This window comes from Rhodobium orientis, assembly GCF_003258835.1.
GTDB classification, from domain to species: Bacteria; Pseudomonadota; Alphaproteobacteria; order Rhizobiales; family Rhodobiaceae; genus Rhodobium; species Rhodobium orientis.
The window spans coordinates 1-26,795 of the sequence record NZ_NPEV01000062.1; the positions used below are offsets into that span (position 1 = coordinate 1).

Genomic DNA, 26,795 nt, shown 5'->3' on the forward strand with positions numbered 1-26,795 from the left:
AAGCCCGCCAACCGGCCCAGCCGGCGCGCCCGGCGACCGTTCCCGGCGACCAGGCGGTGGCCGAGGCGCGCAGCGCCGCGCGGCAGGCGGCGACCCTCGACGACCTGCAGGCCGCGCTGGCCGCCTTCGACGGCTGCAATCTCAAGATGACCGCCAAGAATCTCGTCTTTGCCGACGGCAACCCGCAAGCGCGGCTGATGCTGGTCGGCGAGGCGCCGGGGCGCGACGAGGATATCCAGGGGCTGCCCTTCGTCGGCCGCTCCGGCAAGCTGCTGGATCGCATGCTCCATGCCATCGGGCTCGACCGGTCCGGCGCCTATATCGCCAATGTGGTGCCCTGGCGGCCGCCCGGAAACCGCACGCCGAGCCCGTCGGAGACGGAGATCTGCGCGCCGTTCATCGAGCGCCAGATCGAGCTGGTCTCGCCTCAGGTGCTGGTGTTCCTCGGCGGTGCCTCGGCCAAGCAGCTCACCGGCGCGCGCGAGGGTATCATGCGGCTCAGGGGTAAATGGCTGAGCTACCGCCGCGAAGGCATCGAGATCCGCGCCATGGCGACGCTGCACCCGGCCTATCTGTTGCGCCAGCCGCAGCAGAAGCGGCTCGCCTGGCGCGATTTCCTGACCATCAAGGCAGCGCTCGACGGCAAGCTGTGAGCGCGGCAAGGAGGACGGCATGATGGGCGATACCACCGACACGCTGATACCGTGGGACGACCTGCCAGTGGCCCAGCAACTCGAATTGCGCGAGCAGTACGGCAACTATCTCGACGACCTGCCGACGACCTGTTCGCCGGAGGAAAAGCTCGAACGGTTCCGCGCCTGGCTGGCGGAACGCGGCGTCTCCTACGAGGAGTGAGCGACACCGGCGCAGCGGGCAAAGCCCTTCAAACGCAGCGGGGCGGGCATATGTTAAGGTCGTGCGGCACATCCCGTCCGATGTGCCGAAAAGCCATGACCGCGACCAATGCGGCGAAGGGAGGGTGCCCATGACGGGCGTGGACGAGTGGCTGGCGAATTTCCGGCCGCGGCTCATGCATACCTATCTGGACGACACCGTCGCGGCCCACCCCGACCGGCCGGCGATCGACTTCATGGGCCGGTGCTGGACCTGGGGTGAGGTCGGCCGCGACGTGGAAAAGGCGACCGCCGGATTCCGCAGCCTCGGCGTCGGGCCGGGCGTGCGTGTCGGCATCTGCCTGCCCAACACCCCCTATTACACGATCTGTTATTACGCGGTGCTGCGCGCCGGCGGCACGGTGGTCAATTTCAGCCCGCTGATGGCCGAGCAGGAACTCATCCGCCAGGCTGAAGATGCCGAGATCAGCATGCTCGTCACCATCGACCTGAAGGATCTCTTCGACAAGGCCGCGGCGGGCCATGCGGAGGGGGCGATCGAGACCGTCGTCGTCTGTCCGCTCGCCGATGCCCTGCCGGCGATGAAGCGGATGATGTTCGGCCTCTTCAAGGGCGGCGAGCGGGCCCATGTGCCGGACGATCCGGCCTATGTCCACTATCCGGACCTGATGGCGCGTGGCGGCGACACCTCGCCGGTCGAGGCCGATCCGGAGGAGCTGATCGCGCTCATCCAGTATACCGGCGGCACGACGGGCATCCCGAAGGGCGCGATGCTCAGCCACCGCAATCTTTCCGCCAATATGGAGCAGGTGCGGGCGCTCGTGCCGAGCGTCAATTTCGGCGGCGAGCGCATGGTCTGCGTGCTGCCGTTCTTCCATGTCTTTGCCATGACCGCGGAGCAGAACCTTTGCGTCCTGATCGGCGCGGAAATGGTGCTTCTGCCGAAATTCGAGCTGCGCGAACTCTTGCGGACCTTCGCGCGCACCAGGCCGACGCTCTTCATCGGCGTGCCGACGCTCTTTGCCGCCCTCAACAACGCCCGCAATGTGGGGTCCGAAGACCTGACGTCGCTCAAGGTCTGCCTGTCCGGCGGCGCGCCGCTGCCGGCCGACGTGCGCGAGCGCTTCGAATCCCTTGCGACCTGCGTCCTCGTCGAAGGCTACGGGCTCACCGAGGCCTCGCCGGTCGTCTGCTGCACGCCGATCACCGGGCCGGTGAAGGCCGGCTCGATCGGGCCGCCGCTGGCCGGCACGCGGGTGGAAATCCGCGATGTGGAGGACTTCGACGCGGTGATGCCGACGGGCGAGAAGGGCGAGATCGTCGTCAAGGGCCCGCAGGTCATGCAGGGCTACTGGAAGGTGCCGGACGAGACGACCGAGGTGCTGCACGGCGACTGGCTGAGGACCGGCGATATCGGCTATGTCGACGAGGACGGCTACGTCTATCTCGTCGACCGGATCAAGGACATCATCATCACCTCCGGCTACAACGTCTATCCCCGCAAGATCGAGGAGGCGATCGCGCAGCATCCGGCCGTCGACGAGGTCACCGTGATCGGCGTGGCGGACGCCTATCGCGGCCAGGTGCCGAAGGCCTTCGTCAAGCTGCATGATGGCGAAAAGCTGACGGAGCTGGCCCTCCTGGAATTCCTCACCGACCGGCTGTCGCGGCTGGAAACGCCGCGCTCGGTGGCGTTCCGCAAGGAATTGCCCAAGACGCTGGTCGGCAAGCTCTCCAAGAAGGAACTGGCGGCGGAAGAAGCGGCGAGCGCCGCAGGCGCCAAAGCGGAGGCCGCAGAAGGCTGACCGCCGGCGCAGGCGCGGCGCCAAGGCTGGAACGGGCGGCAATCATGTGTATGATCGCCGCAGCCTTTCCTCTCTGACTCCCACGCAAAAAAGCGGCCGTTTCGATGACCAGAACCGTCCCAGCCATTCTCCGCGACCTGAAGGCCCGTTGGGCCGACCTGAAGGACCTGCCGGTCCGCGCGCTCTTCGACGACGATCCGGCGCGGTTCGCCGATTTTTCGGTCTCCCAAGGCGACCTTCTCGCCGATCTCTCCAAAACGGCGCTGACCCGCGAAGTTTTCTCCGACCTCCTGGCGCTGGCCGAGGCGACCGGCGTTGCGGAAAAGCGCGATGCCATGTTCGCGGGGCAAAAGATCAACACGACCGAAGACAGGGCGGTGCTCCACGTCGCCCTTCGCAACCGCTCGAACCGGCCGATCGAGGTCGACGGCGCGGACGTCATGCCGGACGTCAACGAGGTGCTGGAGCGGGTCTGCGACTTCGCCGACAAGATCCGGGCCGGCCGGATCCGCGGCGCCACCGGGCTGCCCTTCACCGACGTCGTCAATATCGGCATCGGCGGCTCGGACCTCGGCCCCGCAATGGCCGCGCGGGCTTTGTCTCCTTATCGCGAGGGTGGGCCCAGGGTGCATTTCGTCTCCAATGTGGACGGCGCCCACATCACCGACACGCTGGCGGACCTGACGCCCGAGACGACACTGTTCCTCATCGCCTCCAAGACCTTCACGACGCTGGAGACGATGACCAATGCGGCAAGCGCCCGCGACTGGATCGCCTCGAAGCTGACCGACCGGGCCGTGCGCTCCCATTTCGCCGCGATCTCCACCAACATTTCCAAGGCGTCGGAATTCGGCATTGCCGAGGACCGCGTCTTCGGCTTCTGGGACTGGGTCGGCGGGCGCTATTCCGTCTGGTCGGCAATCGGCCTGCCGGTGGCGATCTCCGTCGGCGGCGCCGGCTTCAAGGCGTTCCTCGCCGGCGCCCACGAGATGGACGAGCATTTCCGCACCGAGCCGCTCGGCCGCAACCTGCCGGTGCTGATGGCCCTTGCCGGCATCTGGCACCGGGACATCTGCGGCTTTGCCACCCACGCCGTCGTCCCCTACGACCAGCGGCTGGAACTCTTTGCCGCGCACCTGCAGCAGCTCGACATGGAATCGAACGGCAAGCGGGTGACGCTGTCGGGCGAGCCGGCGACGATGGAGACCGGGCCGGTGGTCTGGGGCGCGCCCGGCACCAACGCCCAGCACGCCTTCTTCCAGCTTCTCCACCAGGGAACAGAAGTGGTGCCGATCGATTTCCTCGTCGCGGCCGAACCGCAGGAAAACCTCGGCGATCACCACGACAAGCTGATCGCCAACTGCTTTGCCCAGAGCGCGGCATTGATGGTCGGGCGCGACATCGACGAGGTGCGCGCGCAGCTCTCCGAGAAGGGTATGGAGCCCGAGGCCGTGGAGGCGCTGGCGCCGCACAAGGTGTTCCCCGGCTCGCGGCCGACGGTGACGCTGCTCTACAAGACCCTCGACCCGCGCACCCTCGGCCGGCTGTTGGCGCTTTATGAGCACCGGGTGTTCGTCCAGGGCGCGGTCTGGGGCATCAATTCGTTCGACCAGTGGGGCGTGGAACTCGGTAAGGAACTGGCGGCAAGCCTTCTCGGCATCGTCCGCGATGGCGCCTCGCCGGAGGAGCACGATCCCTCGACGGCCGGCCTCGTCGCCCATTTGCGGTCGCTGCGCGGCAGGTAAGTCAGGGCCGTCCCGCGTTTGGCGGTTCGGCCGACATGGGCGTGACGAATACCGCGCTTATATGTATCGTCACGTAACTGTTTTCCGGGCGGCCGGCGTGTTTGGCGCCGAGGGGCCCGCTGCAATCCATCCCGCTTTTATCCGAACTCCCGAGAAGGCCAGGCATGAACCACGTGGCAAACCAGAAATTCGGCATCGGCGCACCGGTCCGGCGCAAGGAAGACAAGGCCTTCATCACCGGCGGCGGACGCTATGTCGCCGACGTGACGCCGGAGGGCACGCTCCATGCCGTGGTGCTGCGTTCGCCGATGGCCCATGCGACCTTCACCCTCGGCGATCTCGATGCCGCGCGCTCCGCGCCGGGCGTCCATCTGGTGCTGGTCGGCGCGGACGTTGCCGATCTGGGGCCGATGCCCTGTGCGGCCATGCCGACTCAGCCGGACGGCTCCAAGCCGGAGGTGCCGGACTTTCCCGTTCTTTGCCGCGACCGGGTGCGCTTCGTCGGCGATGCCATCGCCTTCGTCGTTGCCGACACCCTCAACGAGGCGAAGTCGGCGGCCGAGCTGATCGACATCGATTTCGAGCCGCTCGATGCCATTGCCGATACCGGCAGGGCGCTCGACGACGGCGTACCGCTGGTCTGGGAGGACCACGGCACCAACCATGCCTTCGAGACGATCGTCGGCGATCCGGGCAAGGTCGAGGCCGCCTTCGAAAAGGCCGACCGGGTGGTCCGCATCGAGCTCATCAACAACCGCGTCGTCACCAACTACATGGAGCCGCGCGGCGCCGTTGCCGAAATCGACACGGAAACGGGCAATCTCAAGCTCACCGTTGCCTCCCAGGGCGTCCATTCCATGCACCGGCTGATTTCGGAAAAGATCCTGAAGATCGATCCGGACACGCTTCGCGTCGTCACCCACGACGTCGGCGGCGGCTTCGGCACCAAGATGTTCGTCTACCGGGAATATCCGTTGGTGCTCCATGCCGCGCGGCTGCTCGGCCGGCCGGTCAAATGGGTCGCCGACCGCACCGACCATTTCCTCGGCGACTCGCACGGTCGCGACAACGTCACCACGGCCGAAGTTGCCCTCGACAAGGACGGCCGCTTCCTTGGTCTCAAGGTCGACATCATCGCCAATATGGGCGCCTATTTTGCCCAGTTCGGGCCCTATATCCCGTGGCTCGGCGCGACCATGATGACCGGCGTCTACGACATCCCGGCAGCACGGACCCATATCCGCGGCGTCTTCACAAATACCGTGCCGCTCGATGCCTATCGCGGTGCGGGGCGGCCGGAATCGGCGTTCCTGCTGGAGCGTCTCGTCGACAAATGCGCCCGCGAGACCGGCATTGCCCAGGACGAGATCCGCCGGCGCAACTTTATTGCCCCGGGCGCCTTCCCCTACGCGACGCCGGGCGGGCGCACCTATGACGTCGGCGAGTTCGCCGGCCATCTGGACAAGGCCCTTGAGGTCTCGGACTGGGCCGGGTTCGAGGATCGCCTCGCCGACAGCCGCGCGCGCGGGCTCTATCGCGGCATCGGCCTTGCCACCTATATCGAGGCCTGTGCCTTTGCCGGCTCGGAGGGCGCGGAGGTGCGGCTGGAAGAGGACGGCTCGCTCAGCATCCTCATCGGCACCATGTCGAACGGCCAGGGCCACGCCACCGCCTACGGCCAGATTGCGGCCGGTTATTTCGGCGTCGACCTCGACCGGGTCAATCTCGTCCAGGGCGACACCGCCAAGCTGAAATCCGGTGGCGGCACGGGCGGCTCGCGCTCGATCCCGCTCGGCCTGCCTTCCGTCGACATCGCCAGCCGGACGCTGGTGGAGCAGCTCAAGGAGATCGCCGCCGACCGGCTGGAGGCCTCCACGGAGGACCTGGAACTCACCGACGGCGAGGTCCGGGTCGTCGGCACCGACAAGGCGGTGAGCCTTGTGGAGCTCGCCCAGACCGTCGGCGACAAGGAAAAGCTCTCGGCAAGCGGCAAGTTCAAGCAGGACGAGGCGACCTATCCGAACGGCAGCCATGTCTGCGAGGTGGAGATCGACCCGGAGACCGGCGTCACGCGGATCGTGCGCTACACCATCGTCGACGATTTCGGCGTCACGGTGAACCCGATCCTGCTCGCCGGCCAGGTCCATGGCGGCGTCGTCCAGGCGGCCGGACAGGCGCTGATGGAGCACGCGGTCTATGACGAGGACGGCCAGCTCATGACGGCGAGCTTCCTCGACTACACCATGCCGCGGGCCGACGACATGCCGGATATCGGGTTCCAGACCCGCAACGTGCCCTCGACCACCAACATGCTCGGCATCAAGGGCGCGGGGGAGGCCGGCACGATCGGCGCAACGCCGGGCGTCATGAACGCCGTCGTCGACGCGCTCCACCGGGCAAAGGGCATCGTCCATATCGACATGCCGGCCACGCCCCTGAGGGTCTGGGAGGCGGTCCGCGCAGCAAGCGCCTCTGCCGATTGATCTAGCGGAAAAAAATACTACGTTGCGCCTGCGCGTTTCCAAAAGGATTTGGACAAGATGCAGGGCGACAAGGCACGCGAATACATCCTCGATGCCGCGGCTCACCTGGTCCAGGAGGGCGGGGCCGAGGCCCTCTCGCTGCCGGCGATCGCGGCGGCCGCCGACCTCGACCTGGGGACGGTCGAGGCGGTCTTCCCGACGATGGACGACCTCTTTTCCGCGCTGATCCAGCGCATGTTCGACACCTTCGTCGCCCAGGTCGAGACGACCATGGGGCGCGACGAGGCGCCGGGCGGCTGGGCGCGGGCCTATGTGGCCGCCTCGTTCCCGCCGGGCGAGGACAACAAGTTCTCCGAGATCGCCGCCGCGCTGCTCAGCAGCACCCTCTACAAGCCGGAATTGATCCAGCCCTTGCGGGACCGCCAGCCGGACCTGCAGTCGGCGATGTTTTCCGATGGTATCGATCCGCTCGATGCCGCGATCCTGCGGCTTGCGGTGGACGGGCTCTGGGTGAACCGCATGTTCCGGATCGATGCCGTGCCCAGGGAGATGGAGCGGCAGGTGCTCGACCGGCTGACGGCGATGGCGACGTCTCCGTCAAGCGGCTGAGCGTGGAACCGCCTGCGACAGCGGGACGCAGCATTGCGCGATTCGCATTTGTTTTTTCGGCCGCGACGCCGTATGGACAAAGGCGACGATTTGCGTCTGAAGCGTGTTCCTGCCCGAAAACCGATTATCACTTTTCGCTGACGCGTCTTCCGATTCCGCTCCGCGAAAGGTTCGATCCATGCGCCCGGTGCTCGGCGTCCTTCTGAAAATCGCCTCCGGTCTGGTGCTGACCGGGATGGTCATGCTGGTGAAGATCGTCGGCGCGCGCATTCCGATCGGTGAGGTGGTGTTCGCGCGCACCTTCTTTTCCCTTTTCCCCATCCTTGCCATGATCGCGATCCGCGGTGAGCTGGGCAGCGCGTTGCGGCTCCACAGGCCCAAGCTGCACGTTGCCCGTGCGGCCGTCGGCCTCGTCGCCATGGCCTCCTGGTTCGGGGCGCTGACCATGATGCCGCTGCCGGATGCGACCGCGATCAGCTATTCCGCGCCGCTCTATTCCGTCGCCTTTGCCGCGCTGTTCCTCGGCGAGACGGTGCGTGCCTATCGCTGGGGCGCCGTCTTCGTCGGGTTTGTCGGCATGCTCGTCATCATGTCGCCGCATCTGGGTCTCGGATCGGTGACCGAGACGGCCGAGGCGCGCACCGGCGCGCTGCTCTGCCTCGTTGCCGCCGTCGGCATGGCGGGCGCCATGACGCTGGTGCGCAAGATGACGGAAACGGAAAAGACGGCCTCGATCGTGCTGTTTTTCGCACTCGTCGGGTCGGTGCTGTCGCTGGCGACGCTCCCGTTCGGCTGGGTCTGGCCGTCGCCCTACGACGCCTTTCTCCTGGTCATGACGGGGCTCGTCGGTGGGTTCGGCCAGTTCCTGCTGACCCAGAGCTACCGCTATGCGGATGCCTCGACGATCGCGCCGTTCGACTATATCCAGCTCATCTGGGCGATGATGGTCGGCTGGGCGGTGTTCGGCGAGGTGCCGACCCTTGCCTTCTATATCGGCGGGGCGATTGTCGCCGCCTCGGGCCTCTTCGTCATCTACCGCGAGCACCGGCTCGGCCTCGACCGCGACCGCACCCGCCAGCGCCGCGCCGGAACACCGGCGAAGTATTGAGCGGCCGGGCCCGCGTGCGCGGCTAAAACGCCTTGAAGGTGACGATGGTCTTGGTGTCCTGGATGCCGGGGATGACGTGCACCTTCTGGTTCACGAAATGGCCGATATCGGTGTCGTCCTCGACATAGAACTTGACCAGGAGGTCGTGGTCGCCGGCGATCGAGTAGATCTCCGAGGCGATCTCGGCATCGGCGATCTCGGTGGCGACGTCATAGGCCTTGCCGAGCTGCGACTTGATGAGGACGAAAAACGGTTTCATGGCCGGCATTCTCCGCAAAGCATGGAAGTGAATTCCTCAAACAGATGGCATTGTTGCGCCCTTGAGGCAAGGCGGGTCTGGCCCCTGCGAGACCGTGCTGTCGCCGGCCGGGCCCTTGCAATCGCGTCCGATTGGGCTTACGTCTTTTCGTGTATTCCAAGGGGGTGCCCGAACGGGCTGAGAGGCGTTGTGCCAACCCCAAGAACCTGATCCGGATCATGCCGGCGGAGGGATTGGGATGAGCGTTTCTCTCATCTTCACGACAGTTTTGGACGACAGCGACTCCCCAAAAGGGAGGCGGCCATGACGCGCGACCTCAAGGATGCCATCACCTCACGGGCGATTGCCGAGGCGCTGGACGCGGTGAGGGCCGCACGGCCCCGCGTCCATTGCATCACCAACACGGTCGCCCAGACCTTTTCGGCCAACGCGCTTTTGGCGCTCGGCGCCGTCCCCAGCATGACGCTCGCCGCCGACGAGATCGGCGACTTCGTCGCCCGTGCCGACGGGCTTCTCGTCAATCTCGGCACCTTCGATGCCCTTCGCGCCGATGCCGTCGACGCGGCAATGCCGGTCGCCAGGGAGAGGGCGCTTTCCTGGTGTCTCGATCCGGCGCATGCGGAATCCTCACCGCGGCGCATCGCCCTTGCCCGGCGGCTGATCGATCTCGGACCCGCCGTCCTTCGCTGCAACGTGGAGGAATTCCGGACGCTGTTCGAGGCCGAACCGGGCCCCGAGACCGTTGCCCGGGCAGCAATGCGCCACGGTATCGTGGTGGCGCTGACCGGCGCGCGCGACGTCCTCTCCGATGGCGCCCGCACCGTCTTCCTCGACAACGGCCATCCCCTGCAGGCGCGGGTGACGGCCGCCGGCTGCGCGGCGAGTGCCGTCGTTGCCGCCTTCCTTGCCGTCATCGGCGATCCGCTGCTGGCGACGGCCGCGGGCCTTTCCGCCGTCGGGGTCGCGGCGGAAATCGCCGGCGAGACGGCGGCCGGTCCGGCCAGCCTGCAGGTCGGCTTTCTCGATACGCTCTACGGCCTCGATGCGGCAACGCTTCGGGCCCGCCTCACGCTTTCCCCGGCCGACGCCCCGGCCGGCGCCTGACCAACCCTTCCATATCCCAGGGAGACCGAGACATGACGGCGATTGCCGTGACCATTGCGGGAACCGACTCCGGCGGCGGCGCCGGGGTCCAGGCAGACCTCAAGACCTTTTCCGCCCTCGGCGTCTACGGCGCCAGCGTCGTTGCCGCGCTGACCGCCCAGAACACCCACGGCGTCACCGGCATCCACGACGTGCCGCCGGAATTCGTCACCGCGCAGATGGATGCGGTGTTTTCCGACCTCGAGGTCAACGCCGTGAAGATCGGCATGCTGTCGCGGCCGGCCGTCATCGAGGCGGTGGCTGCCGGCCTTGCCGCGCACGCCCAAGAGACCGTGGTGCTCGACCCGGTGATGGTCGCGGCCTCCGGCGATCCGCTGCTGGTGCCGGAAGCGGTCGGGACACTGATCTCCGTGCTGGTGCCGAAGGCGCTCTTGATCACCCCGAACCTCTTCGAGGCGGCGCGGATGCTGGCCGAGCCGGTGGCCTCGGACGCCGACGCCATGACCCGTCAGGCCGAGGCGCTCTTGAAGCTCGGCCCGCGGGCGGTGCTCCTGAAGGGCGGGCATGGCAGCGGGGCGGAAAGCTCTGACTTGCTGCTGACCGCCGATGGTGACAGCCACTGGTTCACCGCGCCGCGCCACGAGACCAAGAACACCCACGGCACCGGCTGCACGCTGTCGTCGGCCATCGCGGCCGGCCTCGCCAAGGGCATGAGCCTCACCGAGGCCGTCGGCGCGGCCAAGGACTACGTCACGGCGGCGATCCGCGCCGCCGACGGGCTGCGGATCGGCTCCGGCCACGGGCCCGTTCACCATTTCCATGCACTCTGGAAGGAGTGAGCCATGACCGGAGATCCGGACCGGACAAGCCTGTCCCGCCGCGCCGCCCTCGGCGCAACCCTTGCCGGCGCCGCAGGCGCCACGCTCGCCCGCCCGGCGCTTGCCGCGCCGGCGTCCGAGGCCATCGAATGGCGCATGGTCACCTCCTGGCCGAAGAACCTGCCGGGGCCGGGGATGACCGCGGAACGGCTGGCGAAACGTATCGCCGATCTCAGCGGTGGGCGCCTGACGATCAAGGTCTATGCCGCTGGCGAACTGGTGCCGGCGCTGGAAGTGTTCGATGCCGTCACCAACGGGGCGGCGGAAATGGCCCACACGGCCTCGCTGTTCTGGCAGGGCAAAATGCCGGCTGCCGCGCTCTTCACCGCCGGGCCGTTCGGGCTGACGCCGTTGGAACACATCGCCTGGATCAACCATGGCGGCGGCCAGGCGGTCTGGGAAAAGCTCTATCAGCGCTTCGGCGTCAGGCCGCTGATGGCCGGCAATACCGGGTTCCAGATGGGCGGCTGGTTCCGCAAGGAAATCACGTCGCTCGACGACCTCAAGGGCCTGAAGATCCGCATGCCGGGGCTCGGCGGCGAAGTCATGCGCCGGCTCGGGGCGACGCCGGTGTCGCTGCCGCCGGGCGAGATCTTCACGGCGCTGGAGAGCGGCGTCATCGACGGCACCGAATTCCTCGGCCCCTGGAGCGATGCCGCGCTCGGCTTCTACAAGGTAGCGAAATACTACTACGCGCCGGGCTTCCACGAGCCGAACGGCACGGGCGAGGCGCTCCTCTCCAAGAAGGCGTTCGATGCGCTGCCGGCCGACCTCCAGGCTGTCGTGGAACACGCCGCGGCGGCGGAGAACATCTTCGCGCTGACGGAGTCCGAATGGCACAACGGGGCGGCGCTGACCCGGCTGCGCAAGGAGCACGGCGTGGAGCTGCGCTACTATCCCGACACGCTGCTTTCCGCCGCCGCCACAGCGAGCGAGGACGTCCTCGACATGGTGGCGAGCCACGATGCCGTCAGCGCCGAAGTCGTCGCCTCGTTCCGCAAGGCAAGGGCGACCCAGGCGACCTGGAGCCGGGTGTCCCAGGCCCGCTTCCTGGCCGCGCGCGACGCCGCCTCATAGCACCGGTTTTCTGTTTCGACCCATGACGGCCGGCGGCGGCAAACGCCGCCGGGTTTTTCGTCAAGCAGTCATGAAATCTGCCGCATGGTTTCGCTAAGCATTGAATCGTTTTGAGAAACAGAAAATTCGATTCAAATTTTATCTATCATTTTAATTTCAGTTTACCGAACCGCCTTAACGAGAGATATACCGATTATCCGCTAGCATCGGCCCAACGAATATCAAGAAATGCTGATTTCCGGTTCGCGGCCTGTCGGCCGCCGGAAAAGGGCGAGGCGGGAACGATGTCGATTGCCAGATTGAGGTCCATTTTTTCGGGATTTTCGACGAGCGAAACGGGCGCCCTGTCGATCCTGTTCGCTTTTCTGCTGATACCAATCCTGCTGCTTGTCGGCACCGCGATCGACTATTCCCGGGCGCTGGAGACCAAGGCGACGCTCAGGAACGCGCTCGATGCGGCGGCCCTTGCCGGCGTTGCCAAGCTGGTGCGCGAAGGCGGCACCAAGGACGAGGTGGACGCCATCGTCAACGCCACCTTCCAGAACGCGATTTCGCTCTCGGGCGGGGACGGGATCTCGGTCAAGGGCATGACGATCGTCCAGGACCCCGATACCGGCGCGGTCAGCATCGACGCGACGCTCTCCATGCCGACGACCTTCATGCAGCTTGCCGGCTTTGCCGATGTCGACATCACCAACAAGTCGGTGGCGCGGCTGTCCGACAAGGACATCGAGGTGGCGTTGATGCTGGACGTCACCGGCTCCATGAGCGGCTCGAAGATCGCCGACCTGAAGGCGGCGGCGAAGGAACTCATCGACGTCCTGGTCCCGACCACGGCACACGCCTATAAGAACGAGGTGCGGATCTCGATCATCCCCTACAGCCAGGGCGTCAATGTTGCGTCCTATGCCTCCACGGTGACGAACGGGGTCAGCAACAAATGCGCGACGGAGCGCTCGGTGAAGTCCTTTACCGACGCCTTTTATACCGATGCGCCGATCGGCGACGGCTCGACCGGCTGTCCGGGTGTGGAGTTCCTGCCGCTGACCGACAGCAATGCGACGCTGACGACCAAGATCAATTCGCTCGCCACAACCGGGTTCACCGCCGGGCACACGGGGATTGCCTGGAGCTGGTACACGCTGTCGCCGAAATGGTCGCCGCTGTGGCCGGCGGGCGCCGATCCGGTCGCCTATGACGACGACGAGACCGTCAAGATCGCCATCCTGATGACCGACGGCGAGTTCAACACCGCCTACGACTACAACTCGGCCAATGGCAAGTACAAGGAATCGCGCGGCAACGCCAAGTCAACGTCCGAGCAGCGGGCCAAGAAGCTCTGCGCGAACATGAAGAAGGAGGGCATCGAGATCTATTCGGTGACCTTCCAGCTCTACAGTTCCAGCGCCAAGGCGATGATGGAGGAGTGCGCCAGCACGTCCGCCAAGTATTTCGACGCGTCCAACGGCACGGCGCTGCGCAACGCCTTCAAGGCGATCGCCGCCGACATCAGCCAGATGCGGCTGTCGGAGTAAATTACAGCGGAGGAGCCTTTGCCGCCTGCGGGAATCGGGCCCGTCGGCGGCTTTTTTTGTCTCGGCTTGGCTCAGAAGGCGTAGGGCACGAGGCCGCCGTCGACCTTGATGTTCTGGCCGGTGATGTAGCCGGCATGGACGGAGCAGAGGAACGCGCAGACCTTGCCGAATTCCTCCGCATTGCCGTAGCGGTGGGCCGGGATTTCGGCCTGTTGCTGGGCGACGAACTCGTCTTCGGAGAGGCCGCGGGCCTTGGAGGCGTTGCGCACGGTGGTGCGCAGCCGGTCGGTGTCCATCTTGCCCGGCAGCACCTGGTTGATGGTGACGCCGTCGCCGGCGACCTCGCGGCAGACGCCGGCCAGGAACGAGGTGAGGCCGGCGCGGGCGCCGCTCGACAGGTCCAGCCCCTCGATCGGCATCACCACCGACAACGAGGTGATGTTGATGATGCGCCCGAAGCCTTTTTGGCGCATGGCGCCGATGGAGGCCTGCAACAGCTCGATCGGGGTGATCATGTTCTGGATGACACCCTCGATGATCTCCTCGCGGCCGAGCTCGGCGAACTTGCGCGGCGGCGGGCCGCCATTGTTGTTGATCAGGATGTCGGGCTCGGGGCAGGCGGAAAGCAGCGCCTTCTGGCCCTCGGCGGTGGAGACGTCGGTGGCGACGGCCGTCACCGAGGCACCGGTGGCGCTGCGGATTTCCTCTGCCGCCCTGTTCAGCGTCTCCTCGTTGCGGCCGTTGACGACGATATCGCAGCCGGCGTCGGCGAGCGCCATGGCGCAGCCCTTGCCGAGGCCGCGGCTCGATGCGCAGATGATCGCCTTCTTGCCCTTCAGTCCGAGATCCATCGGGTCCGTCCTTTCCCTCTTTGCGTACTGTCCTGGGTCAGTACCTAGTGCGTTTCGGGCGTGCTTGGAAGCATCGCGGCGTCGGCGCTTGGCCCGTGTGGCCATGCGCGGCCACGGGAGCAGCCATGCGCCATCCGGGATGGCGTCGGCAATTTATGTCAGTATTATTGACCTAATTATCACGATGATTGCGGGAAAGCGCTATGATCGACTCGTTTCTTTCGCTGGCGGCCTTCCTGTTCGTCGCCGTCGCGACGCCGGGGCCGAACAACATGATGCTGCTGGCCTCCGGCGCGACCTTCGGGTTTTCCCGAACGGTGCCGCACATGGTCGGTATCGTGGTCGGCTTCAGCGTGATGGTCGTGCTCACCGGCTTCGGCGTCGGCGAGTTCCTGAAGGCCGCGCCGACGGTCGCCATGGCGTTGACGGTCGCGAGCCTGTTGTTCCTTCTCTATCTCGCCTGGCGCATCGCCATTGCCTCGCCGCCCGGAACGATCGACGGCGCGACCCGGCCGATGACCTTCCTGGAGGCCGCCGCGTTCCAGTGGATCAATCCCAAGGCCTGGGCGACGATCGTTGCCATGGTGTCGCTGTTTGCCGCCCCGGCCGGGAATGCCGGCCACGGCACGGTCGCTTTCCTCGCCGTCTTTCTCCTCGTCGGCGCGCCGGCGGTCACCATCTGGTGCATCGTCGGGCGCGCGGTGGCCCGGTTCTTCCGCACCTCCGACCGGGCCTGGCGGCTCTTTTCCATTGCCATGGCGGTGCTGCTGCTCGTCTCCGTGGTGGTGCCGATGCTGTCGTGAACCGGTCGCGGGACTGCACCACAAGGGTTGAAACGCCGCTCCGGGCGGGCAAACGCGTTGTCACATTTTTGAGACGTGAATCGCGTTTAAAGGGCTGAATTCATTACGCCAAGCCCTTGAGCCAAGCCACCCGGGACTTCCCATGACTGCAAAACCGGACGCGCGTCACTACAGGGCGTTGTTCCTGTCGGACATCCATCTCGGCACGCGCGGATGCCAGGCGCATCTCCTGCTCGATTTCCTGCGCTTCAACGATGCGGAGGTGATCTATCTGGTCGGCGACATCGTCGACGGCTGGCGCCTGCGCCGGTCCTGGCACTGGCCGCAACTGCACAACGATGTCGTCCAGAAGCTCCTGCGCAAGGCACGCAAGGGCGCGAGGGTCGTCTATGTGCCCGGCAATCACGACGAGTTCCTGCGCAACTATTTCGGCACCCATTTCGGCGGTGTCGAGGTGATGGAGACGGCGGTGCACGAGACCGCCGACGGCCGGCGCCTGCTGATCATCCACGGTGACGAGTTCGATGTCGTCGTGCGCCACGCCAAGTGGCTCGCCTTCTTCGGCGACTGGGCCTATGTCACCGCGCTCAGCCTCAACACCTGGTTCAACCTCGTCCGCCGCAAGCTCGGCTTTCGTTACTGGTCGCTGTCGGCCTGGGCCAAGCTGAAGGTGAAGAATGCGGTCAACTTCATCGGTGCCTTCGAGGACGCCCTGATCGCCGAATCCAAGCGCTGCGGCACCGACGGCGTCGTCTGCGGCCACATCCACCATGCGGTGATCCGCAAGGAAGACGGCCACGTCTACATGAATACCGGCGACTGGGTCGAAAGCTGCACGGCGATCGCCGAGGGCCATGACGGCAGCTTCGAGATCATCCGCTGGGCCGATCTGCGCAAGGACGTGGTGCCCGCCGAGGACGCCGAGGACGGCGAAGAGACGAGCCAGCCGGTCGCAGCATGACGCATATCCTGATCGTTACCGACGCCTGGCGGCCGCAGCTCAATGGCGTCGTCAAAACCCTTGAGCGTATCGGCGAGGAACTGACCCATACCGGCATCAAGGTTTCCTACCTGACGCCGGAGCGGTTCCGCACGCTGCCCTGTCCGACCTATCCGGAGATCCGCCTGTCGATGGCGATGGCGCGCCATGTTGGCCATGCGATCGAGGAGATCGGCCCGGACTTCATCCATGTGGCGACGGAAGGCCCGCTCGGGCTCGGCGTGCGCGGCTATCTGAAGAAGGCCGGGCGCGGCGGCTACACGACGAGCTACCACACGCGGTTTCCGGAATACCTGTCCGCCCGCTTTCCGGTGCCGGAGCGCTGGGCCTATGCGTGGCTGCGCAGGTTCCACAATGACGGCCTCGGCTGCATGGTGACGACGCCGAGCCTGAAACAGGCGCTGGAAGCGCAGGGCTTCGAAAAGCTGATGTACTGGACGCGCGGCGTCGACCACGGCCTGTTCCGGCCGGACGCGCCGAAGGTGTTCCAGGACTTGGCCCGGCCGATCTTCATCAATGTCGGCCGGGTGGCGGTGGAAAAGAACATCGAGGCGTTTCTGTCCCTCGATCTTCCCGGCACCAAGGTGGTCGTCGGCGACGGGCCGTCGCGGTCGGCGCTGGAGGCGAAGTTCCCCGAGGCGGTCTTCACCGGCGCCAAGGTCGGCGAGGAGCTTGCCAGCCATTTCGCCTCCGCCGACGTCTTCGTCTTTCCGAGCCTCACCGATACCTTCGGCAACGTGATCGTGGAATCGCTGGCCTCGGGCGTTCCGGTGGCGGCGTTCCCGGTGACCGGGCCGCTCGACATCATCGGCGAGACCGGCGCCGGCGTGCTGTCGGAAGATTTGCGCGAGGCGGCGCTGAAGGCGCTGGATATCTCGCGCGAGCGCTGCCTTGAGGTCGGCCGGGGCTACAACTGGCCGGCCAGCGCGCGCCAGTTCCTCGACAACATCCTGGAAGCGAACGGCGCTGCCCGCCGCAACGCCGCGGAATAGTCCACCGCCGGAGAACCTCTTCCAACGCTTGCCGATCGTTGCTGCGGCTGGTACCGGCTGTCGGTGCGGTCCTTGACGATCGCGGCATGGCGCGGGAGAGGGCGATGGCGGAAGCTTTCGGGATCGGCGATATCGAGGCGGCGGCGAAGCGGCTGAAGGGCAGGGCGGTGAAGACGCCGCTCCTCAACAGCCCGGTGCTCGACGAGCGTTGCGGCGGCAGAATTTTCCTGAAGGCCGAGATCCTGCAGCGCACCGGCTCCTTCAAGTTCCGCGGCGCCTTCAACCGGCTGTCGATGATTGCCGAGGCGGACCGGGCCAAGGGCGTCGTCGCCTGCTCCTCCGGCAACCATGCGCAAGGGGTGGCCGAGGCGGCGCGGCTCTACGGCGTGCCGGCGACCATCGTCATGCCGGCCGATGCGCCGGCGGCAAAGCTCGCGCGCACCAAGGCGCTCGGGGCCACCGTCGTTCCCTATGACCGGGAGACGGAAAACCGCATGGCGATCGCCGCCAACATCGCGCTGGAAAGCGGCGCCACCTTCATCCATCCCTTCGACGATCCGGGCGTGATCGCCGGCCAGGGCACGGTCGGCCTTGAGATCGCCGAGGCGATCGCGGCAACGGGCGAGGCGCCCTACGCGGTGCTCGTTCCGGCCGGCGGCGGCGGCCTCACCGCGGGCGTTGCAACGGCGATCCGCGCCCATTTCCGCGCGACCGCGATCCACACGGTGGAGCCGGCCGGCTTCGACGACCAGGCCCGGTCCTTCGCCTGCGGAGAGCGCTGCGAGAACGAAGCGCGCAGCGGCTCCATCGCCGATGCGCTCCTGTCGGAAGCACCCGGCGAGGTGACGTTCGCGATCAACAAGGAGCTCGTGGCGAGCGGCCTCGTCGTCGATGACGAGGAAATCCTTGCCGCCGTCGGCTATGCGGCGCGGGAATTGAAGCTGGTGGTGGAGCCGGGCGGGGCGGTGGCGCTCGCCGCTCTGCTGTCAGGGCGCTTTGCCGCTGCCGGCCGCACCGTCGTGGCGGTGCTTTCCGGCGCCAATATCGACAACGAGATGCTGTGCCGGGCGCTCGATGCGCCCGACCTCTAAGCGTTCTAGCTGAACAAGGCCAGCCGCTCGCCCATGGTCAGGTGAGAGGTCGGATCGTCGCTGGCCACCGTGCCCGCCGGCTCCGACGTCGCGGACGCGGCCGATCCGCGGAACGCACCGCCCGCGGCGCGCTGCGTCTCGGGCTCTTCCTCGCCATCGTCCTCGGCGAAGATGTCGCCAATGTCGCCGTCCAGGGCGGATGCCGCGCCGTCGTCGGCATCGTCGGCCATATCCGGTTCCTCGGTCGCATCTTCGGCGGCGGTGGAGGGTTCGGCCCGTTTCTCGTCTTCGGGACTCTCAACGGTTTCGCCGATCCCGGAAGCATCCTCCGGCATCTCGGCGAAGATGTCGTCTTCCGCCGTCTCCGGTTCCTCGATGGCGGCGAACGGGTCGTCCTCGGTCGCCTCTGTATCGGCGGCCTCGGCGGCAAGGAACGGATCGGCGTCCGGCTCGCCCGGAGCGGTCTCGTCGGCGCCCGGCGCATGCTCGTCTTCCGTCTCCGCTTCGGCGAGCGCTTCCACGTCGGCCTCGGCCGGCGAGGCGATCATATCTTCTGCCACCGTGAACGGATCGTCGGCGGTCGCGAAGGGATCGTCGGCCTCCGGCTCGTCGGCATCGGCCGCAAACAGGGCGTCGGCGGAGTCGTCCCCCGAGCCCTCTTCTGCATCGTCCGCCTCGACAAGGGCATCGTCCCCGGCCGGATCGTCGACGGCCACTTCGGCCATTTCCGCCGGTGCGGCGGTTTCCGCCTCGCCGGCGTCGGCCTCGGTGAATTCCGCGTCGAGAACGTCTTCCTCGCCGGACGATGCAGCCGGTCCGGCGTTGACGCTCACCGCCTCGAAGGCGTCGGCTTCGTTCCAGTCCACCTCGACGTCGATCATGTCGCCGGCGTCCGGATGGACCTCACTGTCGAACAGGTTGTCGATGGCGTCCTGGTCGTGGCCGCGGCCGGACCGCTGCGGCCCGTTCAACAGGTGCGCGTCCGGGCGCTCGTCGCGCGGGCGCCGGGATTCCTCGACGTCGATCTCTTCGTCGCCCCAGATGTCGATCATCCGGTTGATATGGGATTCCAGGAAGCCGAGCACGTCGACGACCTTGCGGGTGCGCTGGCCGGTCAGATCCTGGAACGAGCAGGCCGTGTAGATTTCCGTGGCGTTGTTGTCGAGGGCGTCGCAACTCTCCGGATCGGCGCCGTTCTCGCGCAGGGTCCAGGCGATCTCCTGCACCGCCTCGGCGCGGTTGAGGATGTCGCTGGTCGCCGTCTCGGTCTGTTCGACGATGGCATCGAGCTCGGCGGTCGCCTCGGTGAGCTGGTCGTTGTCGCCGCACTCGACCTGCATCTCGGCGATTTCCTGCTTGGTCTTCTCGATCGCCCGCTTCATGGCGGTGAGTTCGACCCTGAGCCGGTCGACGTCGTCGATCTCGCGCTCGCGCTTGACAACCGATTCCAGACGGCTGATGGCTTCCAGCAGCACGCGGGTGTCGGCGGACCGGTTCCGGCGCGCGAACTCGGAAAGAAACCACCGGCCGCGGGCGGTCTCCATGACCGCCTGTTCGATGATTTCGTAATCCTTGTCGGGAAGTGGTGTCGGCGGAGGCGAATCAATCATGGAGCGTCTTTCTCGGCACCTTAGCGTCAAAATCCCCCCGATCCGGGATTTTTAGCGAGCGAATCCTTACAGCAAGTTTACGTCGACGAGTTTATGTCAGCAATGTCCCGTCGTCTTGTCACGATCCCGGCGTCAATTCGTCTATCCCTCTTTTTTTTCGCGTTATTCTTTGTGCTTGGCGTATACATGCCATTCTTTCCGGTCTGGTTGTCCGCGCGCGGTCTCGGGGCCGGCGAAATCGGCATCGTGCTGGCCGTGCCGATGGTGGTCAGGATCGTCACCACGACCTTCACCAGCGCGCTCGCCGACCGTTTCGGCGCACCGGCGAGGGCGATCCTCGTCTTTGCCGCAGCGGCGCTGTTCTTTCTCCTTTGCCTCGGAGCGGTCGACGGCGTCGTGCTGATCACCGTTTTCCTTGCTTCGCTGGCGGTCTTCTGGATGCCGCTGGCGCCGCTCGTCGATGCGCTCGCCATGGCGGTCACCCGGCGCGACGGGGCCGACTACGGCCGCATGCGGCTGTGGGGCTCGCTCGCCTTCATCCTTGCCAATCTCGGCGCTGGCTGGCTGGTCGGCCGGTTCACCGGCGACATCGTCTTCTGGGTGCTGGTGTTAGGGTTTTCCTCCGTCGTCCTTGCAGCCACGCTGCTGCCGCGGCTGGAGCCGGCCGCCTCGGAAGGGGACGATGCGCCGCTCGGCACGTTTCTCAAACGGCCGGCGTTCCTGGCGCTGCTCGCCGCCGGCGGCCTCTGCCAGGCGAGCCACAGCTTCGTTTATGCCTTCGGCTCGCTCTACTGGCAGACGCTCTCCTTCAGCGGCACCGAGATCGGTGCCCTGTGGGCGATCGGCGTCATTGCCGAGATCGTGCTGTTCTCCATTTCCGGACGCCTCAATGCGCGGTTCGGGCCGGCCGGGCTCATTCTTGCCGCCGCGACTGCCGCCGTCCTGCGCTGGGCGGCGTTCCCGTTCCTGTCCGGTTTTACCGCCTTCCTCGCTGTCCAGGTGCTGCACGGCGTCACCTTCGGCGCGACCCATCTGGGGCTCGTCCATCATGTCGCGCGCTCGGTGCCGGAACGCCATGCGGGCGCCGCCCAGGCCTTTGCCGTGACCATCGTCACCGGCGCCTCGGCGCTGTCGATGGGGGCCTCGGGGCCGCTCTACCGTGCCTTCGGCGGCGATGCCTTCTTCGCCATGGCGGGCGTTGCCGTCGGCGCGATGGGGCTGGTGGCGCTGTCGCTGGTCCTGAAACGGCGCCGGGAACGGGCCGCCGCCTGATCTACCCCCAGAGCGCCGGGTCCGGCATCCTGACCGTGGAGCCGTCGAAGGCAAGGCCCGGCTCACGGTCCTTTGCCAGAAGCAGCGGGCCGTCGATGTCGAGGAAGGCGGCATAGCCGGAAAGCAGATAGGCCGGCGCGACGGCGAGCGAGGTGGCCAGCATCGAGCCGACCATGACGGTGAGACCGAGGTCCTGCGCCAGCTTCGCCATCTTCAGGGCCTCGGTGATGCCGCCGGCCTTGTCGAGCTTGATGTTGACGGCGTCGTAGCGGTCGGCGAGGTCGGCAAGACCGTCGGAGATGTGGACGCTCTCGTCGGCGCAGACCGGCGCGGCGTGGGCGAGGCTTGCCAGCATGGCGTCGTTGCCGGCCGGAAGCGGCTGCTCGACCAGTTCCACGCCGGCGGCCTTGCAGGCCTCCATGTTGGGCGCGAACAGGTCGTCGGTCCAGGCCTCGTTGGCATCGACGATGAGCCGGGCACCCAGAGCGTTGGCGCGCACCGCGCGGATGCGCTCGACATCGCCGGCGCCGCCGAGCTTGACCTTGATCAGCGGCCGGTGCGCGGCGGCGCGGGCGTCGGCAGCCATCTTGTCCGGCGTGCCGAGGCTGATCGTATAGGCCGTGACGGCCTCGGCCGGCGGCGAGATGCCGAGGATGTCGGCGGCGCTCTTGCCGCTTGTCTTGGCTTCCAGGTCGAGGAGAGCGCAGTCGAGCGCATTGCGCGCGGCGCCCGCCGGCATCGCCGTCTGCAACGCCTCGCGGGTGAGGCCGCTTGCTACGGCGCCCGCAAATTTCTCGATGTCGGCGATGACCCCCTCGACCGTCTCGTCGTAGCGGGCATAGGGCACGCATTCGCCGCGGCCCGTATGGCCACCCTCCGTCACCTTAGCTACGACCACTTCGGCGGTCGTCTTGGTGCCGCGGGAGATGGTGAAGCCGCCGGCGATCGGCCAGCTTTCGCTCGTGGCGCTGAGGGTTCTCGTCATAAATCGCCCTTGTTTGTTTACGGGCCATGTTACCATTCGGCAACAGGTCGCCCGGCATGTGGCAATATCCGATGCGCAGGGCACATCGGGCGGCCGGAGCCGGCGGGGTTCGCTTGCGGTGCCTCGGAGGCGGTGGCAGATTTTCGCAATTGGCGATTCTTAATCGCCCGACGGCGTGTCGGGCAAGGGGCAGGGGCACCGGGAAGAGCCCGCATGAACATTCCTTTGGTGCTGGAACAGCCCAAGGTCACGGCAAGCGTTCACGGCTCGGAGATGCGGCTGACATTCTCCGGGGACTGGACCGTGCAACGGGCCGCGGAAGCGGAACGGTTGCTGGCCGGCGTCGCCGATCGCGACGCCGGATCGGTGGTGCTTGACCTTTCGGCCGTCACGGCGCTCGACACCGCCGGTGCCTGGCTCGTCGTCCGGCTGCGCGATGCGCTGACCGCCAAGGGGCGGTCGGCCGCCATCGAGGGCTATGACGACAGCTACACGCCGCTGTTCGACGAGGTCGAGGAGCACAAGCCGCACGACATCGCCGAGGCGCTGCCGCGCCGGGGCATCGTTGCGGGCGTGGAAAAGGTCGGCCGCCGGACGGTCGACGTCTGGCACGACGCCGTCGATCTCGTCGCCATCCTCGGCCAGTTCGCCTCGGGCCTGTCGGCCTGCCTCGTCAATGTCACCCGGATGCGCGGCATCGCGGTCCTGCACCATTTCGACCAGACCGGGCGCACGGCCGTTCCGATCATCGCGCTGATGTCGTTCCTCATCGGCGGCATCATCGCTCAGCAGGGCGCCTTCTATCTGCGCCAGTTCGGCGCCGACCAGTTCGTCGTCGACCTCGTCGGCGTCCTCGTCCTTCGCGAGATCGGCGTGCTTTTGACCGCGATCATGGTCGCCGGCCGCTCCGGCAGCGCCTTCACCGCCGAAATCGGCTCCATGAAGATGCGCGAGGAGATCGACGCCATGCACGTCATCGGGCTGAGGCCCGTGGAGGTGCTGGTGGTGCCGCGACTGACCGCGCTGATGATCGCGCTGCCGATCCTGGCCTTCATCGCCGACGTTTCGGCGCTCGCCGGCGCCGGCCTCGTCTCCTGGGCCTATCTCGGGCTGACGCCGCAGGCCTTTGTCATCCGGCTGCAGGAGGCGATCGACCTGCAGACGCTCTATATAGGCATTGTCAAGGCGCCGGTGATGGCGCTGATCATCGGCCTGATCTCCTGCGCGGAGGGCCTGAAGGTCGCCGGCAGCGCCGAGTCGCTCGGGCGCCAGACCACGGTTGCGGTGGTCAAGGCGATCTTCATGGTCATCGTCGTCGACGGCCTTTTTGCGGTGTTCTTTGCCGCGATCAACATTTGAGGAAGCCGGGACGATGGATGCACGCGTGACCTCGACGGCCCCCGGCGCCTCCACGGCGGACGTTTTGACCGTGCGCGGGCTGACGGTCGGCTTCGGCGACGCGCCGGTGCTGGAAAACCTCGATCTCGACGTCCATGCCGGCGAGATCCTCGGCTTCGTCGGCGGCTCGGGCACCGGCAAGACGGTGCTGATGCGGGCCATCCTCGGGCTGTTGCCGAAACGCTCCGGCACCATCGAGGTGTTCGGCACCGATGTCGATCACGTCAGCGACGAGGAGCGGCGCCAGGTGGGCCAGCGCTGGGGCGTGCTGTTCCAGCAGGGCGCGCTGTTCTCCTCGCTGACCGTGCGCCAGAACATCCAGGTGCCGATGCGCGAGCACTTGCGGCTGCCGCGCCGGCTGATGGACGAACTGGCGCTCTTGAAGCTGGAGCTCACCGGCCTGCCGCGCGATTCCGCCGACAAGTATCCGTCCGAGCTGTCCGGCGGCATGACCAAGCGGGCGAGCCTGGCCCGGGCGCTGGCGCTCGATCCGGAACTCGTCTTCCTCGACGAGCCGACGTCGGGCCTCGATCCGATCGGCGCGGCCGAGTTCGACGACCTCATCGGCAAGTTGCGCGACACGCTAGGCCTGACCGTCTACATGATCACCCACGATCTCGACAGTCTTTACACGGTCTGCGATAGAATTGCCGTGCTCGGAAATCGCAAGGTTCTGGTTACCGGAACCTACGGCGAAATGCTGACATACGATCATCCTTGGGTGCACGCCTATTTCCGCGGCGAACGCGCCAGACGAATCGAAAGCTGAAGGGCCCATCATGGAAACACGCGCCAACTACGTGGCGATCGGCATTTTCGTCCTGGCGGTCATCTTCGGCGGGTTCGGATTCATCTATTGGCTGGCCAAGACCGGCGACAACGGGGTACGCCGGACCGTCATCATCCAGTTCGAGGGATCGGTCACCGGCCTCGGCCAGGGCGGGCTGGTGCTGTTCAACGGCATCAAGATCGGCGAGGTGCAGACGCTCGCCCTCAACGCCAACGATCCGACCAAGGTGCAGGCCGTCGCCTCGGTCGACAAGACCGCGCCGCTGAAGGCCGACACCAAGGCCAAGCTCGCCTATCAGGGCCTGACGGGCGTTGCCCATATCGAGATGGAGGGCGGCACCAGCGACGCCGGGCCGCTGTTTGCCGACGACCGGGTGCCGGTGGTCAAGGCCGACCGCTCGGCCTTCCAGGACCTTGTCGACGGGGCGCAGACCGTGCTGTCCCGCGCCGACAAGGCGCTGTCGGTGATCGAGGAACTGGTCGTCAACAACCGCGGCAGCATCGAAAAGACCATCGGCAATGTGGAGAAGTTCTCCGGCGCGCTGGCTGACAACTCCGAGGGCGTCGACAAGTTCCTGGCCGAGGTCGCGCGCGCGGCCGATACCCTCGCCAGCCTCTCCGGCAAGCTGGAGGGGCTCGTGGAGCACGCCGACCAACTGGTGGTCGCGGTCGATCCGGAAAAGGTCGGCCGGGTGGTCGACAACGTCGCCACCTTCACAGACTCGCTGGCGGCGGCCGCGGACGACGTCGACGGCGTCGTCGCCGACTTCCGCAAGACGGCCGAAAAGCTCTCCCAGTTCGGCGACAACCTCAACCAGACGCTGGCCAAGGCCGACAAGGTCATCGGCGCGGTCGATGCGGACAAGGTCGGCCGGGTGGTCGACAATGTGGAGAGCATCACGGATGGGCTTGCCAAGCGCCGCGACGAGATCGACCGGCTCATCGTCGATGCCAGTTCGTCGGCGGAGAACATCAACAAGCTGACGGCCAGGCTCGCCGAGCGCGAGGGCGACATCGACCAGATCATCTCCGAGGTGAAGAGCGCGACGACCCGCTTCAACGCGTTCTCCGGCCAGATCAACACGGCGGTCGCCGACGTCAGGAAGCTGCTTGCCGCCGTCGACGCCGAAAAGGTCGGGCGCGTCGTCGACAATGTCGACCGCGTCACCACCAGGCTCGGCAACCGCGCCGGCGATTTCGACCTCATCATCGACAACGCCAAGAAGGCCTCGGAGAACGTCAACTCCTTCACCGAGAACATCGCCGCCAAGAACGCTGACGTCGACCAGATCGTCGCCGATGCGCGCCAGTTCTCCAACCGGCTGAACGCCGTTTCGGTGCGTATCGAGAGCCTTCTGGCGAAGGTCGAGGGCATGGTCGACAGCGACGGCGAGGGCTTCATCACCGAGGCGACCAAGGCGGCGCAGTCGATCCGCAAGGCGGCCGATGCCTTTGCCACGCGGGCCGACGCCATCGCCAGCGGGCTGGAGCGGTTCTCCACCCGCGGCGTGCGCGATTTCGAGGCGATGATGAACCAGGGCCGGCAGACGCTCGACACCATCGAGCGCACCTTCTCGGAATTCGACAAGAACCCGAACCGGGTGATCTTCGGCGGTTCCAACCAGCCGACCTACAAGCGGCGGTAATGCAACACCTCCCGGCGCGGCGTTCTCCGCGGGTTGCCGGGAGTCCAGGATTTGGCTAAAGCCATTGTGGCCAAAAGGAAACATGCCGGCGTTATTGCCACGCGCGGCAGACAAACGGCGGCGACGGGCGAAGCGGCAAAACAAAAAGCTGCTATAGTCTCGGGGCCTTAGGTCAGGGATCGGTCTTGATGCGGTTGAAAAGCCTGTTGCTGTCAGCACTGCTGGCCGGTGTCCTTGCCGGCTGCGGCAGCCTTGGCGGGTCGACGCCGCCGCCGATCTACGACCTGTCCGCGCCGCGCGACTTCCCCGGCCTTACCGGCCGCACCAGCGCCCAGCTCCTGGTGCCGCCGCCAAAGGCGGTTCGTGCCCTCGACACCCAGTCCATCGCCATCAAGCCGGACGTTTCCGTCATCACCTATTTCGGCGACGGCCAATGGTCGGACACGCTGCCGAAGCTGATCCAGGCGCGGCTCGTCGAATCGTTCGAGAATTCCGGCCGGGTGCGGGCCGTCGGACGGCCGGGCGAGGGGCTTCTCATCCACTACCAGGTCGTCGTCGATGTGCGCTCCTTCCAGCTTGAGCTGACGGGCGGCAAGCGGGCTGTGGTCGAGGTCGCCGTCAAGCTGCTGCACGACCGTAACGGCCGGGTCGTTGCGCAAAAAATCTTCCACGCCGAGGCGCCGAGCCCGTCCGACCGTGTCGCCGACGCCGTCGCCGCCATGGACAGCGCCTTCGACGCGGTGCTGACCGAGATCGTCACCTGGGTGGTGCGGAAGGTTTAGGAAGTTTTTGTCTCACGCCAGGCTCGCTTTCGCTCGCGACTCCGACGGGGCGGCGAGTCTCTTTTTTCGCTCACGCTAAGCTCGCTTCGCTCGCCACTCCGCGGGGGCGGCGCATAAGC

24 protein-coding genes and 1 riboswitch are annotated in these 26,795 nt (G+C 66.5%); of the genes, 20 read left to right on the forward strand and 4 right to left on the reverse strand.

Features of this window, described 5'->3' with window-relative positions; translation table 11 throughout:
- From CH339_RS20605 to CH339_RS20635, 7 genes are all read left to right on the forward strand, one after another.
- Positions 1-653 (forward strand): uracil-DNA glycosylase (locus CH339_RS20605; protein WP_146610270.1); only part of this gene is annotated, 653 nt, incomplete at its 5' end.
- A gap of 19 nt (positions 654-672) precedes the next feature.
- Positions 673-855 (forward strand): hypothetical protein, encoded by a 183-nt coding sequence (locus CH339_RS20610; RefSeq protein ID WP_111436257.1) that lies wholly within the window; start codon positions 673-675, stop codon positions 853-855.
- Between the two features lie 130 nt (positions 856-985).
- Entirely contained in the window at positions 986-2,659 is a 1,674-nt protein-coding gene (locus CH339_RS20615; protein WP_111436258.1) for a long-chain-fatty-acid--CoA ligase, read from the forward strand.
- Positions 2,660-2,763: 104 nt separating this feature from the next.
- Positions 2,764-4,404, forward strand: a complete 1,641-nt coding sequence (gene pgi / locus CH339_RS20620) for a glucose-6-phosphate isomerase (RefSeq protein ID WP_111436259.1) — start codon at positions 2,764-2,766, stop codon at positions 4,402-4,404.
- Positions 4,405-4,568: 164 nt separating this feature from the next.
- Positions 4,569-6,887, forward strand: a complete 2,319-nt coding sequence (locus CH339_RS20625; protein WP_111436260.1) for a xanthine dehydrogenase family protein molybdopterin-binding subunit — start codon at positions 4,569-4,571, stop codon at positions 6,885-6,887.
- Positions 6,888-6,944: 57 nt separating this feature from the next.
- Entirely contained in the window at positions 6,945-7,496 is a 552-nt protein-coding gene (locus CH339_RS20630; RefSeq protein WP_146610271.1) for a TetR/AcrR family transcriptional regulator, read from the forward strand.
- Between the two features lie 178 nt (positions 7,497-7,674).
- Positions 7,675-8,604, forward strand: a complete 930-nt coding sequence (locus tag CH339_RS20635; protein WP_111436262.1) for a DMT family transporter — start codon at positions 7,675-7,677, stop codon at positions 8,602-8,604.
- 22 nt (positions 8,605-8,626) lie between these two features.
- On the opposite strand, the gene CH339_RS20640 is transcribed toward CH339_RS20635, so the two are convergent.
- Positions 8,627-8,863 carry an Lrp/AsnC ligand binding domain-containing protein gene (locus tag CH339_RS20640; RefSeq protein WP_111436278.1) on the reverse strand — a complete coding sequence of 79 codons (237 nt, stop codon included), beginning with the start codon at positions 8,861-8,863 and terminating at the stop codon, positions 8,627-8,629.
- A gap of 150 nt (positions 8,864-9,013) precedes the next feature.
- Positions 9,014-9,113, forward strand: a riboswitch (TPP riboswitch).
- A gap of 53 nt (positions 9,114-9,166) precedes the next feature.
- Between CH339_RS20640 and thiM the strand changes: the two genes are divergently transcribed.
- From thiM to CH339_RS20660, 4 genes are all read left to right on the forward strand, one after another.
- Complete coding sequence (gene thiM, locus CH339_RS20645) at positions 9,167-9,967, forward strand: hydroxyethylthiazole kinase (protein WP_111436263.1); 801 nt, start codon at positions 9,167-9,169, stop codon at positions 9,965-9,967.
- Between the two features lie 32 nt (positions 9,968-9,999).
- Complete coding sequence (gene thiD / locus CH339_RS20650) at positions 10,000-10,806, forward strand: bifunctional hydroxymethylpyrimidine kinase/phosphomethylpyrimidine kinase (RefSeq protein WP_111436264.1); 807 nt, start codon at positions 10,000-10,002, stop codon at positions 10,804-10,806.
- Between the two features lie 3 nt (positions 10,807-10,809).
- Positions 10,810-11,922 carry a TRAP transporter substrate-binding protein gene (locus tag CH339_RS20655; protein ID WP_111436265.1) on the forward strand — a complete coding sequence of 371 codons (1,113 nt, stop codon included), beginning with the start codon at positions 10,810-10,812 and terminating at the stop codon, positions 11,920-11,922.
- Positions 11,923-12,206: 284 nt separating this feature from the next.
- Positions 12,207-13,457 (forward strand): TadE/TadG family type IV pilus assembly protein, encoded by a 1,251-nt coding sequence (locus CH339_RS20660; RefSeq protein ID WP_111436266.1) that lies wholly within the window; start codon positions 12,207-12,209, stop codon positions 13,455-13,457.
- 71 nt (positions 13,458-13,528) lie between these two features.
- On the opposite strand, the gene CH339_RS20665 is transcribed toward CH339_RS20660, so the two are convergent.
- A complete protein-coding gene (locus CH339_RS20665; RefSeq protein WP_111436267.1) occupies positions 13,529-14,308 on the reverse strand; it encodes an SDR family oxidoreductase in 780 nt (259 codons plus the stop codon).
- A 203-nt stretch (positions 14,309-14,511) separates the two neighbouring features.
- Here CH339_RS20665 and CH339_RS20670 point away from each other — a divergent pair, with 203 nt between their 5' ends.
- The 4 genes from CH339_RS20670 (at position 14,512) to CH339_RS20685 (ending at position 18,194) form a co-directional block, all read left to right on the forward strand.
- Positions 14,512-15,111 (forward strand): LysE family translocator, encoded by a 600-nt coding sequence (locus CH339_RS20670; RefSeq protein ID WP_111436268.1) that lies wholly within the window; start codon positions 14,512-14,514, stop codon positions 15,109-15,111.
- Between the two features lie 142 nt (positions 15,112-15,253).
- Positions 15,254-16,072 carry a UDP-2,3-diacylglucosamine diphosphatase gene (locus tag CH339_RS20675; RefSeq protein ID WP_111436269.1) on the forward strand — a complete coding sequence of 273 codons (819 nt, stop codon included), beginning with the start codon at positions 15,254-15,256 and terminating at the stop codon, positions 16,070-16,072.
- The gene (locus tag CH339_RS20680; protein WP_111436270.1) at positions 16,069-17,103 is read left to right on the forward strand and encodes a glycosyltransferase family 4 protein; all 1,035 of its coding nucleotides are present in this window, start codon (positions 16,069-16,071) and stop codon (positions 17,101-17,103) included. Before CH339_RS20675 ends, CH339_RS20680 begins: the two co-directional genes overlap by 4 nt.
- Positions 17,104-17,207: 104 nt before the next feature.
- Positions 17,208-18,194, forward strand: a complete 987-nt coding sequence (locus CH339_RS20685) for a threonine/serine dehydratase family protein (RefSeq protein WP_111436271.1) — start codon at positions 17,208-17,210, stop codon at positions 18,192-18,194.
- Between the two features lie 5 nt (positions 18,195-18,199).
- Here the strand turns inward: CH339_RS20685 and CH339_RS20690 are convergent, their stop codons facing one another.
- The gene (locus CH339_RS20690; RefSeq protein WP_111436272.1) at positions 18,200-19,804 is read right to left on the reverse strand and encodes a protein phosphatase CheZ; all 1,605 of its coding nucleotides are present in this window, start codon (positions 19,802-19,804) and stop codon (positions 18,200-18,202) included.
- A gap of 102 nt (positions 19,805-19,906) precedes the next feature.
- On the opposite strand from CH339_RS20690, the gene CH339_RS20695 reads away from it, so the two are divergent.
- Positions 19,907-21,076, forward strand: a complete 1,170-nt coding sequence (locus tag CH339_RS20695; protein ID WP_274609858.1) for an MFS transporter — start codon at positions 19,907-19,909, stop codon at positions 21,074-21,076.
- 1 nt (position 21,077) lies between these two features.
- Here the strand turns inward: CH339_RS20695 and dgcA are convergent, their stop codons facing one another.
- Positions 21,078-22,061, reverse strand: a complete 984-nt coding sequence (gene dgcA, locus CH339_RS20700) for an N-acetyl-D-Glu racemase DgcA (protein WP_111436274.1) — start codon at positions 22,059-22,061, stop codon at positions 21,078-21,080.
- Between the two features lie 213 nt (positions 22,062-22,274).
- Here dgcA and CH339_RS20705 point away from each other — a divergent pair, with 213 nt between their 5' ends.
- The 4 genes from CH339_RS20705 to CH339_RS20720 all read left to right on the forward strand — a co-directional run bounded on the left by CH339_RS20705 (position 22,275) and on the right by CH339_RS20720 (position 26,676).
- A complete protein-coding gene (locus CH339_RS20705) occupies positions 22,275-23,420 on the forward strand; it encodes an ABC transporter permease (RefSeq protein WP_201240843.1) in 1,146 nt (381 codons plus the stop codon).
- 13 nt (positions 23,421-23,433) lie between these two features.
- A complete protein-coding gene (locus CH339_RS20710; RefSeq protein WP_111436275.1) occupies positions 23,434-24,228 on the forward strand; it encodes an ABC transporter ATP-binding protein in 795 nt (264 codons plus the stop codon).
- A 10-nt stretch (positions 24,229-24,238) separates the two neighbouring features.
- Positions 24,239-25,894: an MlaD family protein gene (locus CH339_RS20715; protein ID WP_111436276.1), complete on the forward strand. Its 1,656-nt coding sequence runs from the start codon at positions 24,239-24,241 to the stop codon at positions 25,892-25,894.
- Between the two features lie 188 nt (positions 25,895-26,082).
- A complete protein-coding gene (locus tag CH339_RS20720) occupies positions 26,083-26,676 on the forward strand; it encodes an ABC-type transport auxiliary lipoprotein family protein (RefSeq protein ID WP_111436277.1) in 594 nt (197 codons plus the stop codon).
- The last annotated feature ends 119 nt before the right edge of the window (positions 26,677-26,795 follow it).